We start from the raw sequence: 16,590 nt of genomic DNA on the forward strand, positions 1-16,590 counted from the left end.
TCGCCTGCATCACATGGTGAAGCTGCGACAGCCGGCTAGCTCGCCGCGAACCGGATCGGGAACCGCACGGCTCCCGTGTTGCCCGACACCGGCAGCCAGTCGCCCGGGCCGTCGGGCACGGCGTCCGGCATCCGCTGGGCGAGCAGCGGCAACGCGACCGCCATGTCGGTGCGGGCGACGAAGTGCCCGAGGCAGTGGTGCACGCCGGCCCCGAAGCCGTGGTGCGGCGGGCGCTGCTGGGTGATGTCGAACGCGGGGTCGGGCATCGCGGACGGGTCGGTGCCGGCGCTGTGCGAGAGCGTCTGCACGATGCCGCCCTTCGGGATGTGCAGGCCCTGGAACTCCAGGTCCTCCAACGCCTCGCGGGTCACCCAGGTCACCGTCGGGTTGACCCGCATGACCTCCTCGACGGCGTTCTCGCCGAGCTCCGGCCGCTCGGCCAGCAGCTTCCACTGGTCGGGGTGCTGGAGCAGCGTCTGCAGCGCGAGGCCGAGCTGGTTGCGCGTGGTCTCCATCCCGGCGAACGCGAGGAACACCAGCGCGACGCCGAGCTCGTGCTCGCTGAGCCGGTCACCGTCGTCGGTCGCCTGCACCAGCGTCGTGACCAGGTCGTCCTGCGGGTGCAGGCGCCGGTCGGCGACCACCTCGGCGACGTAGCCGTACAGCCCGTCGAGCGCGGCCTCGATCCGCGGGACCTGGTTGCCGACGTCGATCGAGAACGACGCTCCGAGGTCGTCGGCCCAGTGCGCGACCTGCGGCCAGTTGTCCTCGGGCAGCCCGAGCAGCACGCAGATGATGCGGGCGGCGTACGGCTCCGCGAACTCGCTGATGAACTCGACCTCGCCCCGCCCGGCGAAGCCGTCGATCAGCTCGTTGGCGAGCGCCTGGAAGCGGGGCCGCATCGCGGCGATCGTCTTGTTGCGGAACGCCGGCATCAGCAGCCGCCGGATCCGCGAGTGGTCCTCGCCCTCGAGGCTGAGCAGGGTCTCCTGCCACCAGTCCGAGAACAGTCCGGAGTGGATGCCGTTCTGCGCGGGCCAGCGGGCGTTGCCCTGGCGGAACCGGCGGTCGCGCAGGATCGCGCTCACCTCGGCGTACCGCAGGACGGCCCAGCCCCAGTTGGTCTCGACGTACCAGCTGTCGTCACGGGCGTCGTGCACCGTGGGTGAGGTGACGTCGAACGTCGGGTCGGAGAGGTCGAAGTACGTCATGGTCGGACCATTCTGATCTCCCAGGTGCCGAGGTCGTCGTAGAGCTCCCGCGCGCCGTCGGGCTCGAAGCCCTGCCGACGGTAGAACGCGACCGCTCGGGCGTTGTCCTCCAGCACCCACAAGGAGCACGGGTCGTCGGGTCGTACGGCGTCCCAGAGCCGCTGCCCGAGCCCCGTGCCCCAGTACGCGGCGCGCGTGTAGAGCGCGTACAGCTCCACCGGCGTCCCGGCGTCGTCGCGGGTCGGGCCGAGGGTGGCGAAGCCGACCAGCTCCCCGTCGGCCTCCGCTAGGATCCGCGGCGGGCCGTCGGTGAGCTGCTTGGTCCAGGCGCTCAGCCAGCGCGGAGTGTCGGCCAGGCGCTCGGCGAGCCTCTCGGGTACGGCGTACGGGGCGTACGCCTCGCGCCAGCAAGCGTTGTGCATCGCGGCGCCGGCCGCGGCGTCGGCGGGCGCGGCGACCCGCAGGGTCGGAGTCACCCGAGCATCGTATGGAGGGCCAGTCCGGCGATGACCACCGAGGACACCAGGCCCGTGACCAGGTGCGCCCGGTGACCGGTCGCGACCTTGCCGAGCGCGGCGCCTCCGCCGGCGAGCAGCAGCTGCCAGGACGCGCTCGCGAGGAACGCGGCGAGCACGAACACGACGCCCTCGACGGCGTTCGAGACCAGGTGCTGGTTGCCCAGGACGACGGCGGCGAAGTAGACGACGGTCGTGGGGTTCACGGCCGTGATGCCGAGGAACAGGGCGAACGCCGTCCGCGCGCTCATCGGCCGGACCTCGCGCACCCTGCCCGCGGTGCCGATCGCATGGACCGCCGTCAGGCCGGCGATCACGAGCAGCACGATCCCGGAGGCGATGGTCAGCGCGTGGCTGATCGGCTCGAGGACAGTGGCGATCGCCGCGCCCGCGACCACCGCGAGTGCCGCGTAGGCACCGTCGATCGTGGCGATGCCGAGCGCGCCGGCCGCGCCCACGCGGAACGACGTACGCGCCGCGAGCGTGACGAGGAACGCCCCGACCGCGCCGATCGGGATGGCGATCGCCCAACCGGTGACGAGACCGGAGAGGACCACCTCGAGCACGGTGGCATCGTAGAGACATGAGGATCACGAAGTTCGGCCACGCCTGCGTCCGCATCGAGCACGACGGCACGACCGTCGTCCTCGACCCGGGGATGTTCACCGACGCCGAGGCCGTCGACGGCGCCGGCGCGGTGCTGATCACCCACGAGCACTTCGACCACATGGTCGTCGACCACCTCCGCGCGACCGACGCCCCGATCTTCACGATCGCCGCCGTCGAGGCCTCGATCCGCGGCGAGGCGCCGGACGTCGCGGAGCGGGTCACCGTGGTCTCGCCCGGCGACTCCTTCGACGTCGGCCTGCCGGTGCGCGCGGTCGGCGAGATGCACGCGGTCATCCACCCGGAGTTCCCGCGGATCTTCAACAGCGGCTACGTGATCGACGCCGGCGGCACGAAGATCTACCACCCGGGCGACGCGCTGACCGAGCCCGGCGAGGCGGTCGACGTACTCCTCGTGCCGTCGTCGGCCCCGTGGCTCAAGGCCTCCGAGGCCGTCGACTTCGCCCGCGCGGTGAAGGCACCGCGCAACCTCGCGATCCACGACCGGATCTACACCGACGCCGCGCACGGGATCCTCGAGAACCACATGAACGCGTTCCTGCCCCAGGAAGGGCTGGAGTACCTGCGTCGCAAGGACGGCGAGGACCTCTGACCCGAAGCTCAGCTGGTGAGGGCGTCACGCACGGGGACGAACTTCGCCTGCGACTCGGCCAGCTCGGCCTCGGGGTCGGAGTCGGCGACGATGCCGCACCCGGCGAACAGGCGCACGGTCGAGCCGGAGATCGCGGCGGAGCGCAGCGCGATGCCCCACTCGCCGTCGCCGGAGGCGTCCATCCAGCCGACCGGGCCGGCGTAGCGATCGCGCGCCATGCCCTCGATCTCCTCGATGAGCGACGTGGCGACCACGGTCGGGGTGCCGCCGACGGCGGCCGACGGGTGCAGCGCCTCGGCGAGCTGCAGCGAGGAGACGGTGGCCGCGTCGTGCACGACGCCCGCGACGTCGGTCGCGAGGTGCATGACGTTCGGCAGGTGCAGGACGAACGGCGCCTCGGGGACGTTCATCGACGAGCAGTGCGGCTCGAGGGCGTCGGCGACCGAGCGCACGGCGTACTCGTGCTCCTCGAGGTCCTTCGACGACCGCGCGAGCGTGGCCGCCAGCGCCAGGTCGCGCTCGTCGTCGCCGGTGCGCCGGATGGTGCCGGCCAGGACGCGTGACGTGACCAGGCCGCGCTCGCGGCGGACCAGCATCTCCGGCGTCGCGCCGAACATGCCGTCGACGTTGAACGTCCAGCACATGGGGTACTGCTCGGTGAGCCGCGCGAGCGGCCAGCGCACGTCGATGGGCTCGCTCGCGGTCGCCACCAGGTCGCGCGCCAGCACGACCTTCTCCAGGTCGCCGCGGCTGATCCGGGCGACGGCGTCGGCGACGACCGACATCCACTGCTCGCCGTTCAGCGCACCGTCGGCGAAGCTCACCGCAACCGGTGCGGCCGGCGGCTCCGCCGGAGCGGGTACGACGCTGACGTCGCCGACGGTCGTCAGCCAGGCCACGTCACCGCGGCGGCCGACCACGACCTGCGGGACGACGAGCACCGAGTCGCCGGGCTCGTCGCCGAACGCGAACGAGCCGAAGGAGACCAGGCCGGTGCCCGGCTCGCTGACCTCGTCGCGCACGTCGGCCCGCGCGGTCAGCTCGCTCCACCACTTGGCGGCGTCGGCGAACCGGGTGATGCCGTGGGTGCGCACCTCGGCCGCCACGCCCCATCCGACCAGGCCGTCGCCGTTGCGCAGCCACGTCACGGGCCGGTCGGCGGGGACCAGGTCGAGAAGCTTCGCCGCCGCGTCGAGGTCGAGGCGGACGGTGCGCACGGTGAGCGTCACGGCCCCGAGACTACTCAAGGACCCCGCGCGGAGCAGGTTCCGGGAGTCGGGGTACCGTCGAATCCCGTGAGCGCCACCACTTCCTCCAGCCGGGTCCCCATGTTCATCGGGATCGTCCTCGGACTCCTGATCCTGACCAGCATGGTCCTGTTCTCGGTCGTCCTGCCCGAGGCCACGGCGGACGAGGACTCGTCCGAGTCGATGTCCCTGACGCTCCCCGACTCCCTTCCGGGCGGGTACGCCGCTGCCGACCTCGAGTCCTCCTTCACCGAGGGTGAGCTCGCCGCGCAGGCGGAGGCGATCGCGAAGCAGCAGGCCGACAGCACGTCGTACGGCAACAAGGTCCTGCCGGACGTCCTGGGCACGTCGGCGGTGACCCGGAGCTACGTCGTCAACGCCACCGAGGCGGTGTTCGTCCAGGTGATCGAGGCCGAGGGCGGCGCCTTCGCCCCGAGCTCGCTGACCGACCCCGAGGCGACCGAGGGCGCGGGCGGCATCACGATGGAGAACGTCGGCGACGGCGTCTGCATCATCACGTCCGGCTCGAGCCAGCAGGGCATGCCCGCCCAGACCGCCAGCGAGTGCCAGGTCACCCGCGACGGCGTGACCGTCCAGCTCAGCTCCGACACGGTCACCGCCGAGGACCTCATGGACCTCGCCGACGACGTCTTCGAGGCGGCCGTCGAGTCCTGACGGCAGGCCCCGTAGTCTCTGCGCGTGGTCCGCGCAGAGCTCGACAAGCAGCCGTCCGACGTACGTCGCATGTTCGACGCCGTCGCCCGCCGCTACGACGTCACCAACGACGTCCTCTCGCTCGGGCAGGACCGCCAGTGGCGCAAGGCCGTGATCGCGGCCGTCGACCCGCGTCCGGGCGAGCGGGTCCTCGACCTCGCCGCCGGGACGGGTACCTCGAGCCAGCCGTTCGCGGATCGGGGTGCCGACGTGGTGCCGTGCGACTTCTCGCTCGGGATGCTCAAGGTCGGCAAGGCCGCCAAGCCGCACCTGCCGTTCACGGCCGGTGACGGGACGCAGCTGCCGTTCGCCGACGACACGTTCGACGCGGTCACGATCTCCTTCGGGCTGCGCAACATCGTGGACCCGCTGGCCGGTCTGCGCGAGATGCGCCGGGTGACCAAGCCCGGTGGCCGGCTCGTGGTGTGCGAGTTCAGCCACCCGACCTGGGCGCCGTTCCGCACGGTCTACGTCGAGTACCTCATGAAGGCGCTCCCGCCGGTCGCGCGGGCGCTGTCGTCGTCGCCGGACGCCTACGTCTACCTGGCGGAGTCGATCCGGGCGTGGCCCGACCAGCAGGGCCTGGCCAACATGGTCGAGGCCGCCGGCTGGAACGCGCCGGAGTGGAGCAACCTCTCCGGCGGGATCGTCGCGCTGCACCGCGCGACCGCCTGACCTCCGTCGGTCGAGCCCGACGAGACCTGCACTCGACGCGCTGCGTCGGCTTCGGGGGTTTCGACGACGCTCGCTGGCGCTCGCTGCTCAACCACCGGGAGTGCCGGAGCCGAGCCTGACGAGACCCCGCACTCGACGCGCTGCGTCGGCTTCGGGGGTTTCGACGACGCTTCGCTGGCGCTCGCTGCTCAACCACCGGGAGTGCCGGAGCCGAGCCTGACGAGACCTGCACTCGACGCGCTGCGTCGGCTTCGGGGGTTTCGACGACGCTCGCTGGCGCTCGCTGCTCAACCACCGGGAGTGCCGGCGTCGAGCCTGACGAGGCCGTGCCCCGGCGCTCGCTGCTCAACCACCGGGAGTGCCGGAGTCGAGACTGTCGAGGCCCTGCCCCTGCGCTCGCCCGCGCTCGCCGCTCCATCACCGGAGGCCCGAATTAGCACACGTTCCCATTGCCGAAATCCCCAGGTCAGGCTGGGTATTCAGGGGGTGCGCCGGGTTCGGGCACCCCCGGGTGCGGCCTGCTTTCGGGAGTGGTTAACTGTGTTCCGCGACACTTAGTGATTCAGTTCACAAAGTCACAAAATGCTGATGGGAAGGCAAGGCATGGAGCTCTACACGCCGGTGCTGGTACTGGCTCTCATCGCTGCAGCGTTCGCGGTCGGCTCCGTGATCATGAGCGCGTTCGTCGGCCCGAGCCGCTACAACCGGGCCCGGCTGGACTCCTACGAGTGCGGCATCGAGCCCACTCCGCAGCCGGTCGGCGGCGGCCGGTTCCCGGTGAAGTACTACATCACCGCGATGCTCTTCATCGTCTTCGACATCGAGATCATCTTCCTGTACCCGTGGGCGGTGCAGTTCGACTCCCTGAAGCTCTTCGGGCTGGTCGAGATGGTCATCTTCATCGCCACCGTCTTCGTCGCCTACGCCTATGTCTGGCGCCGCGGCGGCCTCGAATGGGATTGAGGGCCGTGATGTACGCACCCTGCCTGCGTTCTCGTCGGTCGACGACCGCCAGGGCGCTTCGCGCCCCCCTCGGCCTTGGCATGGCACGCACCTCACGACTCTCGACGAGCTGGGAGAACAACTGACATGGTCGGTATCGAAGAGAAGCTCCCCAGCGGCGTCCTGCTGACGACCGTCGAGGGCGTCGCGGGCTACATGCGCAAGGCGTCGTTCTGGCCGGCGACCTTCGGCCTCGCCTGCTGCGCCATCGAGATGATGACCAGCGGCGGCCCGAAGTACGACCTGGCTCGCTTCGGCATGGAGGTCTTCCGCGCCAGCCCGCGCCAGGCCGACCTGATGATCGTGGCCGGCCGCGTGAGCCAGAAGATGGCCCCGGTCCTGCGCCAGATCTACGACCAGATGCCGAACCCCAAGTGGGTACTGGCGATGGGCGTCTGCTCCAGCAGCGGCGGGATGTTCAACAACTACGCCGTCGTCCAGGGCGTCGACCACGTCGTCCCCGTCGACATGTACCTCCCCGGCTGCCCGCCGCGTCCGGAGATGCTCATCGACGCGATCCTCAAGCTGCACGACCAGGTCCAGAACACCAAGCTCGGCGTCAACCGCGAGCGCCAGATCGAGGAGCTCGAGACCGCCGCCCTCCGCGCGCTGCCCACCTCCGAGATGAAGGGCATGCTCCGGTGACCGAGTCCGACCACACCGACAAGACTCCCGAGAACGTCCCCGCCCCGACCGGCGAGGTCCAGCAGGTCGGCGTCCGCCAGGGCATGTTCGGCGTCCACGGCACCGGCGACACCAGCGGGTACGGCGGCCTCACCCAGGCCAAGGTCCTGCCCGGTGAGGCCCAGCGCCCGTACGGCGGCTGGTTCGACGAGGTCGCCGACGCGCTCGAGGCCGCGGCCGGTGCCGCCGGGCTCGAGCTCGGCGCCAGCCGCGTGGTGGTCCACCGTGGCGAGATCACGTTCCACGTGCGTCGCGAGGACCTGCTCGCGGTCGCGCAGCTGCTGCGCGACGACGAGCGGCTGCGCTTCGAGTTCTGCTCCGGCGTCAGCGGCGTGCACTACCCCGAGGACTCCGGCCACGAGCTGCACGCGGTCTACCACCTGCTCTCGATGACCCACAACCGCCGGATCCGCCTCGAGGTCACCGCGCCCGACGCCGATCCGCACATCCCGTCGATCGTGTCGGTCTACCCGACCAACGACTGGCACGAGCGCGAGACGTTCGACATGTTCGGCATCGTCTTCGACGGTCACCCCGCGCTCACGCGGATCCTGATGCCCGACGACTGGCCGGGCCACCCGCAGCGCAAGGACTACCCCCTCGGCGGCATCCCCGTCGAGTACAAGGGCGGCACGGTTCCGCCTCCTGACGAGCGCAGGAGCTACAACTGATGAGCACCGACTACTACGCAGGCAGCTCCGAGACGACCGAGGGCAAGGTCTTCACCGTCACCGGTCAGGACTGGGACTCGATCGCCGAGGGTCTTGCAGAAGAGGCCGACGAGCGGGTCGTGGTCAACATGGGCCCGCAGCACCCGTCCACGCACGGCGTGCTCCGGCTGATCCTCGAGCTCGAGGGCGAGACGGTCACCGAGGCCCGCTGCGGCATCGGCTACCTGCACACGGGCATCGAGAAGAACATGGAGTACCGCTCCTGGACGCAGGGCGTCACGTTCTGCACCCGGATGGACTACCTCTCGCCGTTCCACAACGAGATGACCTACGTGCTCGGCGTCGAGCGGCTGCTCGACATCGAGGACGAGATCCCCGAGAAGGCCCAGGTCATGCGGGTCCTGCTCATGGAGCTCAACCGCATCTCATCGCACCTGGTCTGCATCGCCACCGGCGGCATGGAGATCGGCGCGCTGACCGTGATGACGATCGGCTTCCGCGAGCGCGAGCTGGTGCTCGACCTGTTCGAGCTGATCACCGGCCTGCGGATGAACCACGCGTTCATCCGCCCCGGTGGTGTCGCGCAGGACCTGCCGCCGGGCGCGCTCGACGAGATCCGCGGCTTCATCGCGCTGATGCGCAAGCGCCTCCCCGAGTACGCCGACCTCTGCAACGCGAACCCGATCTTCAAGGCCCGTCTCGAGGGCGTCGGCCACCTCGACCTAGCCGGCTGCCTCGCGCTCGGCCTCAGCGGACCGGTGCTGCGCAGCACCGGCTACCCGTGGGACCTGCGCAAGACCCAGCCGTACTCCGGCTACGAGACCTACGACTTCGACGTGCAGACCTGGGACACCAGCGACTCGTACGGCCGGTTCCGGGTGCGCCTCGCCGAGATGTGGGAGTCGCTGAAGATCGTCGAGCAGGCCGCGGACCGGCTGGCGAAGATGGACGGTCAGCCGGTGATGGTCGGCGACAAGAAGATCGCCTGGCCCAGCCAGCTCGCGATCGGCAGCGACGGCATGGGCAACAGCCTCGACCACATCCGCCACATCATGGGTGAGTCGATGGAAGCGCTGATCCACCACTTCAAGCTGGTGACCGAGGGCTTCCGGGTCCCGGCCGGCCAGGCCTACGTCCCGATCGAGTCGCCCCGCGGCGAGCTCGGGGCGCACGTCGTCTCCGACGGCGGCACGCGACCGTTCCGGGCGCACTTCCGGGACCCGTCGTTCACCAACCTGCAGGCCACGAGCGTGATGAGTGAGGGCGGCATGGTCGCCGACGTCATCGTCGCGATCGCGTCCATCGACCCGGTGATGGGAGGCGTCGACCGGTAATGGCGATCGACGACAAGACCAAGAGCGAGCTCCGCGAGATCGCGGCGCGCTACCCCGAGGCCCGCTCCGGCCTGCTGCCGATGCTGCACCTGGTGCAGTCGGTCGAGGGCCGGGTCACCTCCGAGGGCATCGAGCTGTGCGCGGAGATCCTCGGCATCACCGCGGCCGAGGTCAGCGGTGTCGCGACGTTCTACACGATGTACAAGCGCCGCCCGGTCGGCGACTACCACGTCGGCGTCTGCACCAACACGCTCTGCGCGGTGATGGGCGGCGACGCGATCTTCGAGCGGCTCAAGGGCCACCTCGACGTCGGCAACGACGAGACCACCGAGGACGGCAAGATCACCCTCGAGCACGTCGAGTGCAACGCGGCCTGCGACTACGCACCGGTCGTGATGGTCAACTGGGAGTTCATGGACAACCAGACCCCGGAGTCCGCGACGCAGCTGGTCGACGACCTCCGCGCGGGCAAGGAGGTCCAGTCGACCCGGGGCCCGAAGATCTGCACCTGGCGCGAGGCCGAGCGGGTGCTCGCCGGCTTCCCCGACGGACGTGCCGACGACGGCCCGGCCGCCGGTCCGGCCTCGCTGGTCGGCCTCGAGATCGCCCGCGAGCAGGGCTGGACCGCACCGGAGGCCAACAATGCCTGACACCCTGACCCCGGTCCTCACCGACAACTGGGGTGACGACCGCGCCTGGACGCTCGCGTCGTACGCCGCCCGCGGCGGCTACTCCGCGCTCGACAAGGCGTTCGCGATGGACCCCGACGCGATCATCGCCGCGGTCAAGGACTCCGGTCTCCGCGGTCGTGGCGGCGCCGGCTTCCCGACCGGCATGAAGTGGGGCTTCATCCCGCAGGACAACCCGAAGCCGAAGTACCTCGTCGTCAACGCCGACGAGTCGGAGCCGGGCACCTGCAAGGACATCCCGCTGATGATGGCCAGCCCGCACACGCTCGTGGAGGGCGTGATCATCAGCTCCTACGCGATCCGCGCCAACAAGGCGTTCATCTACATCCGCGGCGAGGTGCTGCACGTGATCCGCCGCGTGCAGAACGCCGTGCGCGAGGCGTACGACGCCGGGCACCTCGGCAAGAACATCCACGGTTCCGGCTACGACCTCGACGTCGTGGTCCACGCCGGCGCCGGCGCCTACATCTGCGGCGAGGAGACCGCGCTGCTCGAGGGCCTCGAGGGCCGTCGCGGCCAGCCGCGGCTGCGCCCGCCGTTCCCCGCGGTCGCCGGCCTCTACGCCTCCCCGACGGTCATCAACAACGTCGAGTCCATCGCGTCGGTGCCGAGCATCATCGGCAACGGGGCGAGCTGGTTCTCGTCGATGGGCACCGAGAAGTCCAAGGGCTACGGCATCTTCTCGCTCTCGGGCCACGTCAAGAAGCCCGGCCAGTACGAAGCCCCGCTCGGCATCACGCTGCGCACGCTGATCGACCTGGCCGGCGGCATGCGTGAGGGCCACGAGCTGAAGTTCTGGACGCCCGGCGGCTCGAGCACGCCCATCCTCACGGCCGAGCACCTCGACGTACCCCTCGACTTCGAGGGCGTCGGCGCGGCCGGCTCGATGCTCGGCACGCGCGCGCTGCAGATCTTCGACGACACCACCTGCGTGGTGCGTGCGGTGCTGCGGTGGACCGAGTTCTACAAGCACGAGTCCTGCGGCAAGTGCACCCCGTGCCGCGAGGGCACGTGGTGGCTGGTGCAGACCCTGGCCGCGCTGGAGAAGGGGCAGGGGAGCGAGGCCGACCTCGACCTGCTGCTCGACCAGTGCGACAACATCCTCGGCCGCTCGTTCTGCGCGCTGGCCGACGGTGCGGTGAGCCCGATCTCGAGCTCGATCCAGTACTTCCGCGACGAGTACGTCGCGCACCTCACCCACGGCGGTTGTCCCTTCGACCACACCGCCTCGACCCTCTTCGCCGCTGAGGGAGCGAACGCATGACGGTCACGACAGGCTCGACCGACGGAGTCGAGAAGGTGGACCTGGTCACCGTCACCATCGACGGCATCCAGGTCAGCGTTCCCAAGGACACGCTGGTGATCCGCGCGGCCGAGCAGGTCGGCGTGCAGATCCCGCGCTTCTGCGACCACCCGCTGCTCGCGCCGGTCGGCGCCTGCCGCCAGTGCCTGGTCGACGTGCCGGACGCCGGCAACGGCCGGGGCTTCCCGAAGCCGCAGGCCTCCTGCACGCTGCCGGTCGCCGAGGGCATGGTCGTGCACACGCAGGCCACCAGCCCCGTCGCCGACAAGGCGCAGCAGGGGATCATGGAGTTCCTGCTGATCAACCACCCGCTGGACTGCCCGGTCTGTGACAAGGGCGGCGAGTGCCCGCTGCAGAACCAGGCGATGTCCAACGGCCGCGGCGAGACCCGCTTCGAGGGCGTGAAGCGCACCTTCCCGAAGCCGATCAACATCTCCCCGCAGGTGCTGCTCGACCGCGAGCGCTGCATCGTCTGCCAGCGCTGCACCCGCTTCGCCTCCGAGATCGCCGGCGACCCGTTCATCGAGCTGGTCGAGCGCGGCGCTCAGCAGCAGATCGGCATCGCCGAGAACGCGCCGTTCCTCTCGTACTTCTCCGGCAACGTCATCCAGATCTGCCCGGTCGGTGCGCTGACGAGCGCGGAGTACCGCTTCCGCTCGCGGCCGTTCGACCTGGTCTCGTCGCCGTCGATCGCCGAGCACGACTCGTGCGGCTCCGCGATCCGCGTCGACCACCGCCGCGGCAAGGTCATGCGCCGGCTGTCCGGCAACGACCCCGAGGTCAACGAGGAGTGGATCACTGACAAGGACCGGTTCGCGTTCCACTACGCGAACCAGCCCGACCGGTTGACCTACCCGCAGGTCCGTGACGAGGACGGGTCCCTGCGCCCCGCCTCGTGGCCGGAGGCCTTCGCCGTCGCCGCCCGCGGGCTGCGCGCGGCGGGCTCGTCCGCGGTCCTCACCGGCGGTCGGCTGACCGCCGAGGACGCCTACGCGTACAGCAAGTTCGCCCGCGTGGCGCTGGGCACCAACGACATCGACTTCCGCTCCCGGCCGCTCTCGGCCGAGGAGGCGTCGTTCCTCGCGTCCGAGGTGGTGCTCCGCACCCCGTCTCAGGGGGCGGTCTCCTTCTCCGACCTCGAGTCGGCGAAGACCGTGGTGCTCGTCGGGCTCGAGCCCGAGGACGAGGCCGGCGCGATCTTCCTGCGGCTGCGCAAGGCGGTGACGGCAGGCACGACCCGCGTCGTGTCGATCGCGCCGTACGCCACCCGCGGCCTGACGAAGCTGGCCGGAGAGCTGGTCCGGACGGCGCCCGGCGAGGAGGCCGCCGCGATCGCGGCCCTCGACGTCGACGCCGACACGGTCCTGCTCGTCGGCGAGCGCCTCGCGACGTCGCCCGGCGCGCTGAGCGCTGCCGCCGAGTCCGGCGCCCGTCTGGCGTGGGTGCCGCGCAGGGCCGGCGACCGCGGTGCGGTCGAGACCGGCTGCCTGCCGAACCTGCTGCCCGGTGGCCGCCCGGTCTCCGACGCCGCTGCCCGCGTCGACGCCGCCACCACGTGGGGTGTCGACTCGCTGCCCGACTCCGCAGGCCGTGACGCCGACCAGATCGTCGCGGCGCTGGTCGCCGGCGAGCTCGGCGGCCTGGTCATCGGTGGCGTCGACCCGGACGACACCAGCGACCCGGCCGCGACCCGTGCGGCGATCGAGGCGGCGTCGTTCGTCGTCGCGCTCGAGCTGCGTGAGACCGACGTGACCCGGGCCGCCGACGTGGTGTTCCCGGTCGCCCCGGTCACCGACAAGGCCGGGATGTTCGTGACGTGGGAGGGCCGCCCGCGGACCTTCGACGCGGTCTTCAGCAACCCGAACTCCCTGCCGGACCTGCGGATCCTCGCCGGCATCGCCGAGGAGCTGGACCTGTCCCTGGGCTTCCGCACCGTCGCCGAGGCGCGGGCGCAGATGGAGGAGATGGGCCCCTGGGACGGCGCGCGAGCTGCCCACAGCCCGGTCCCGACGAGCTCGACCACCGGGGACGGTCTGGCCGTCTCGACGTGGAAGCTGCTCGTCGACAACGGCTCGATGCAGGACGGCGACAAGGCCTATCTCGCCACCGGCCGTGCGCCGGTCGCGCGGCTGAGCCGGTCGGCGTACGACGCGGTCGGGCCGACCGTCACCCTCACCGGTGACCGCGGCTCGGTCACGCTGCCGGCCGAGCCCGCCGACCTCGCCGACGGTGTGGTCTGGGTCCCTGCGAACTCCTTCGGCCGCGGCGTGCTGGCCGACCTCGCCTCGCCCGGCAGCCGGGTCACCGTGAAGGGAGCGAACCAGTGATCGTGATGGAGGCCGACGACCTGTCGGAGTTCGGCAACGACGTCTGGTGGATCGTCCTGGTCAAGGCCCTGATGATCTTCGTGGTCCTGGTCCTGCTCACGCTGTTCAACATCTGGTGGGAGCGCCGGGTCGTGGCCCGCATGCAGCACCGGATCGGCCCCAACGTGCACGGACCCTTCGGCCTGCTCCAGTCCCTCGCGGACGGCGTGAAGCTGGCGCTGAAGGAGGACATCATCCCGAAGGCCGCGGACAAGTGGGTCTTCCTGCTCGCGCCGGTGATCGCGACGGTCCCCGCGTTCGTGACGTTCGCGGTGATCCCGTTCGGCCCGGTCGTGAACCTCTTCGGGCAGGAGACGCCGCTCCAGCTGACCGACATGCCGGTGGCCGTGCTGTTCGTGATGGCGGTCGCCTCGATCGGCATCTACGGCATCGTGCTCGGCGGCTGGTCGAGCGGCTCGACGTACTCGCTGCTCGGCGGCCTGCGCTCGAGTGCGCAGATGATCTCCTACGAGGTCGCGATGGGCCTCGCGCTCGTCGCGGTGTTCCTGTACGCCGGCTCGATGTCGACCTCCGAGATCGTCGAGGCGCAGGACGACCTGTGGTTCGGCCTGATCCTGGTGCCGTCGTTCGTGATCTACGTGATCGCGATGATCGGTGAGACCAACCGCGCGCCGTTCGACCTCCCCGAGGCCGAGGGCGAGCTGGTGGGTGGCTTCCACACCGAGTACAGCTCGCTGAAGTTCGCGCTGTTCTTCCTGGCCGAGTACATCAACATGGCGACGGTGTCCGCGCTCGCGACCACGCTGTTCCTCGGCGGCTGGCACGCGCCGTTCTGGATCGACGAGGTCTGGGCGGGCGCCAACCAGGGCTACTGGCCGGTGCTGTGGTTCTTCGGCAAGGTGCTGTTCTTCATCTTCATCTTCATCTGGCTGCGCGGCTCGCTGCCCCGCCTGCGCTACGACCAGTTCATGGCGTTCGGCTGGAAGCGGCTGATCCCGATCGCGTTGGTCTGGATCGTCGCGGTCGCGACCATCCGCTCGATCTCGCTCGACGGCGGCATCGACCGGCAGTACCTCCTGATCGGCATCGGCGCCCTGGCGGTGATCTTCCTGGTGCTGTTCTTCGTCGGCGCCAAGGAGGAGTCCGACGCCGAGGAGGCCGCCGTCGCGGCTCCGCACCCGGGCGGCTTCCCGGTCCCGCCGATGCCGGCCGGTGGTGCCGTCCGCGGCGCGGCCCAGCCGCTGACGTTCTCATCATCCAGCCCCACCGTCACGGGAGGCGACGCCTGATGGCCGACGAGTCCAAGAGCATGAAGGAACAGTTCTGGGACCCCATCGCGGGTTTCGGGGTGACCTTCCGGACGATGTTCAAGAAGGTCGTCACCGAGCAGTACCCGTTCGACAAGGACCAGCACCCGACGGCACCGCGCTTCCACGGCCGGCACCAGCTCAACCGCTGGCCCGACGGCCTGGAGAAGTGCATCGGCTGCGAGCTGTGCGCCTGGGCCTGCCCGGCCGATGCGATCTACGTCGAGGGTGCGTCGAACACCGATCTGCCCGACGGGTCTGGGCGCTTCAGCCCCGGCGAGCGCTACGGCCGCGTCTACCAGATCAACTACCTGCGCTGCATCCTCTGCGGCCTGTGCATCGAGGCCTGCCCGACGCGCGCGCTCACGATGACCAACGAGTACGAGCTGGCCGACAACAACCGGGCGGACCTCATCTACGAGAAGTCCGACCTGCTCGCCCCGCTGCTGCCGGGCATGGAGCAGCCGCCGCACCCGATGCGGCTCGGTGACGACGAGGGCGCCTACTACCGCGGCGAGTACTCCGCGCCGGCGCCGGCCGCCGCTGGACAGGAGGCGGACAAGTGACCGCGTTCTGGATCCTCGCGCCGATCATGGTGATCGCCGCGCTCGGCATCCTGTTCGTCCGCAAGGCCGTGCACGCCGCGCTGCTGCTGGCGGTCGTGATGATCAGCCTCGCCGTCCTGTACGCCGGGCTCGACGCGCCGTTCCTCTTCGCGGTGCAGATCATCGTCTACACCGGCGCGATCCTGATGCTGTTCCTCTTCGTGCTGATGCTCGTCGGCGTCGACGCGTCGGACTCCGTCGTCGAGACGATCCGCGGCCAGCGGGTGCTCGCGATGCTCGGCGGACTGGCCCTCGGCCTGCTGCTGGTCATCGGCCTCGGCCAGATCTCGCTCGGCACCGCGGTCGGCCTCGACGAGGCCAACGAGGGCGGCAACATCCAGGCCCTCGCCAACATCCTGTTCTCCCGCTACGTCTTCGGCTTCGAGGTCACCAGCGCGCTGCTGATCACGGCGGCCGTCGGCGCGATGGTGCTCGCGCACCGCGAGCGCCTGACGCCCAAGCCGACCCAGCAGGCCCAGGCCGCCCAGCGGGTCCAGGACTACGCGGAGTCCGGCAAGCACCTCGGTCCGCTGCCGTCGCCCGGCGTCTACGCCCGGCACAACGCGGTCGACACCCCGGCGCTGCTGCCGGACGGCACCGCCGCCCCGACCTCGGTGTCGCGGGTGCTCACGGCCCGGGGCGTCGTCCGCTCCGCGCCGGCGCTCGCCGAGGACATCCAGGAGATCGACCGCCAGGTCGGCGGGGCGCCGCACGCCGGCGGCCGCGACGCGGCCACGCCGGCGTCCACGACCGAGGACGCTCCGGCGACGGGAGATGACGCGTGAACATCACCGCCTACATCGTCCTCTCGGGCATCCTCTTCACGATCGGGTGCGTCGGGGTCCTGACCCGGCGCAACGCGATCGTCGTGTTCATGTGCGTCGAGCTGATGCTCAACGCCTCGAACCTCGCGCTGGTCGCCTTCGCCAAGCAGCACGGCAACCTCGACGGCCAGATCGCCGCCTTCTTCGTGATGGTGGTGGCCGCGGCCGAGGTCGTGGTCGGGCTCGCGATCATCATGACCATCTTCCGGACCCGTCGCTCGGCCTCGGTCGACGACGCCAGCCTCCTCAAGTACTAGGAGCGA

The 16,590-nt window shown here is 70.5% G+C and carries 18 protein-coding genes; 14 read left to right on the forward strand and 4 right to left on the reverse strand.

Going from position 1 to position 16,590, the window contains the following annotated elements:
- Positions 1–35: 35 nt before the first annotated feature.
- Genes MJ604_RS00445 through MJ604_RS00455 form a run of 3 tightly spaced genes read right to left on the reverse strand, consistent with a single transcriptional unit; the run spans position 36 to position 2,292 of the window.
- The gene (locus MJ604_RS00445) at positions 36–1,211 is read right to left on the reverse strand and encodes a cytochrome P450 (RefSeq protein WP_243056308.1); all 1,176 of its coding nucleotides are present in this window, start codon (positions 1,209–1,211) and stop codon (positions 36–38) included.
- Complete coding sequence (locus MJ604_RS00450) at positions 1,208–1,687, reverse strand: GNAT family N-acetyltransferase (RefSeq protein WP_243056309.1); 480 nt, start codon at positions 1,685–1,687, stop codon at positions 1,208–1,210. The genes MJ604_RS00445 and MJ604_RS00450 overlap by 4 nt, the downstream gene beginning before the upstream one ends.
- Positions 1,684–2,292: a LysE family transporter gene (locus MJ604_RS00455; RefSeq protein WP_243056310.1), complete on the reverse strand. Its 609-nt coding sequence runs from the start codon at positions 2,290–2,292 to the stop codon at positions 1,684–1,686. The genes MJ604_RS00450 and MJ604_RS00455 overlap by 4 nt, the downstream gene beginning before the upstream one ends.
- A 17-nt stretch (positions 2,293–2,309) precedes the next feature.
- Between MJ604_RS00455 and MJ604_RS00460 the strand changes: the two genes are divergently transcribed.
- Positions 2,310–2,945, forward strand: a complete 636-nt coding sequence (locus MJ604_RS00460; RefSeq protein WP_243056311.1) for an MBL fold metallo-hydrolase — start codon at positions 2,310–2,312, stop codon at positions 2,943–2,945.
- 8 nt (positions 2,946–2,953) lie between these two features.
- Here the strand turns inward: MJ604_RS00460 and MJ604_RS00465 are convergent, their stop codons facing one another.
- Positions 2,954–4,174, reverse strand: a complete 1,221-nt coding sequence (locus MJ604_RS00465) for an isochorismate synthase MenF (protein ID WP_243056312.1) — start codon at positions 4,172–4,174, stop codon at positions 2,954–2,956.
- A 66-nt stretch (positions 4,175–4,240) separates the two neighbouring features.
- Here MJ604_RS00465 and MJ604_RS00470 point away from each other — a divergent pair, with 66 nt between their 5' ends.
- The 13 genes from MJ604_RS00470 (at position 4,241) to nuoK (ending at position 16,584) form a co-directional block, all read left to right on the forward strand.
- Positions 4,241–4,867 carry a hypothetical protein gene (locus MJ604_RS00470; protein WP_243056313.1) on the forward strand — a complete coding sequence of 209 codons (627 nt, stop codon included), beginning with the start codon at positions 4,241–4,243 and terminating at the stop codon, positions 4,865–4,867.
- 18 nt (positions 4,868–4,885) lie between these two features.
- Entirely contained in the window at positions 4,886–5,581 is a 696-nt protein-coding gene (locus tag MJ604_RS00475; RefSeq protein WP_279235269.1) for a demethylmenaquinone methyltransferase, read from the forward strand.
- A 603-nt stretch (positions 5,582–6,184) separates the two neighbouring features.
- Positions 6,185–6,544, forward strand: coding sequence for an NADH-quinone oxidoreductase subunit A (locus MJ604_RS00480; RefSeq protein WP_243056848.1), 360 nt, complete (start codon positions 6,185–6,187; stop codon positions 6,542–6,544).
- A gap of 126 nt (positions 6,545–6,670) precedes the next feature.
- Complete coding sequence (locus tag MJ604_RS00485) at positions 6,671–7,228, forward strand: NADH-quinone oxidoreductase subunit B family protein (RefSeq protein WP_243056315.1); 558 nt, start codon at positions 6,671–6,673, stop codon at positions 7,226–7,228.
- Positions 7,225–7,938 carry an NADH-quinone oxidoreductase subunit C gene (locus MJ604_RS00490; RefSeq protein ID WP_243056316.1) on the forward strand — a complete coding sequence of 238 codons (714 nt, stop codon included), beginning with the start codon at positions 7,225–7,227 and terminating at the stop codon, positions 7,936–7,938. Before MJ604_RS00485 ends, MJ604_RS00490 begins: the two co-directional genes overlap by 4 nt.
- Positions 7,938–9,272 (forward strand): NADH-quinone oxidoreductase subunit D, encoded by a 1,335-nt coding sequence (locus tag MJ604_RS00495; RefSeq protein ID WP_243056317.1) that lies wholly within the window; start codon positions 7,938–7,940, stop codon positions 9,270–9,272. The genes MJ604_RS00490 and MJ604_RS00495 overlap by 1 nt, the downstream gene beginning before the upstream one ends.
- Positions 9,272–9,922, forward strand: coding sequence for an NADH-quinone oxidoreductase subunit NuoE (nuoE, locus tag MJ604_RS00500; RefSeq protein WP_243056318.1), 651 nt, complete (start codon positions 9,272–9,274; stop codon positions 9,920–9,922). The genes MJ604_RS00495 and nuoE overlap by 1 nt, the downstream gene beginning before the upstream one ends.
- Complete coding sequence (gene nuoF, locus MJ604_RS00505; RefSeq protein WP_243056319.1) at positions 9,915–11,225, forward strand: NADH-quinone oxidoreductase subunit NuoF; 1,311 nt, start codon at positions 9,915–9,917, stop codon at positions 11,223–11,225. Before nuoE ends, nuoF begins: the two co-directional genes overlap by 8 nt.
- Complete coding sequence (locus tag MJ604_RS00510) at positions 11,222–13,591, forward strand: NADH-quinone oxidoreductase subunit G (protein WP_243056320.1); 2,370 nt, start codon at positions 11,222–11,224, stop codon at positions 13,589–13,591. Before nuoF ends, MJ604_RS00510 begins: the two co-directional genes overlap by 4 nt.
- A 5-nt stretch (positions 13,592–13,596) precedes the next feature.
- On the forward strand, positions 13,597–14,880 hold the full coding sequence (gene nuoH, locus MJ604_RS00515) for an NADH-quinone oxidoreductase subunit NuoH (protein WP_243056849.1): 1,284 nt from the start codon (positions 13,597–13,599) through the stop codon (positions 14,878–14,880).
- Positions 14,880–15,464, forward strand: coding sequence for an NADH-quinone oxidoreductase subunit NuoI (nuoI, locus tag MJ604_RS00520; RefSeq protein ID WP_243056321.1), 585 nt, complete (start codon positions 14,880–14,882; stop codon positions 15,462–15,464). The genes nuoH and nuoI overlap by 1 nt, the downstream gene beginning before the upstream one ends.
- A 26-nt stretch (positions 15,465–15,490) precedes the next feature.
- The gene (locus MJ604_RS00525) at positions 15,491–16,288 is read left to right on the forward strand and encodes an NADH-quinone oxidoreductase subunit J (protein ID WP_279235270.1); all 798 of its coding nucleotides are present in this window, start codon (positions 15,491–15,493) and stop codon (positions 16,286–16,288) included.
- Positions 16,285–16,584 carry an NADH-quinone oxidoreductase subunit NuoK gene (nuoK, locus tag MJ604_RS00530; RefSeq protein ID WP_243056323.1) on the forward strand — a complete coding sequence of 100 codons (300 nt, stop codon included), beginning with the start codon at positions 16,285–16,287 and terminating at the stop codon, positions 16,582–16,584. Before MJ604_RS00525 ends, nuoK begins: the two co-directional genes overlap by 4 nt.
- Positions 16,585–16,590 lie beyond the last annotated feature (6 nt).

It is taken from the genome of Nocardioides sp. SR21 (assembly GCF_022761125.1).
Lineage (GTDB): Bacteria > Actinomycetota > Actinomycetes > Propionibacteriales > Nocardioidaceae > Nocardioides.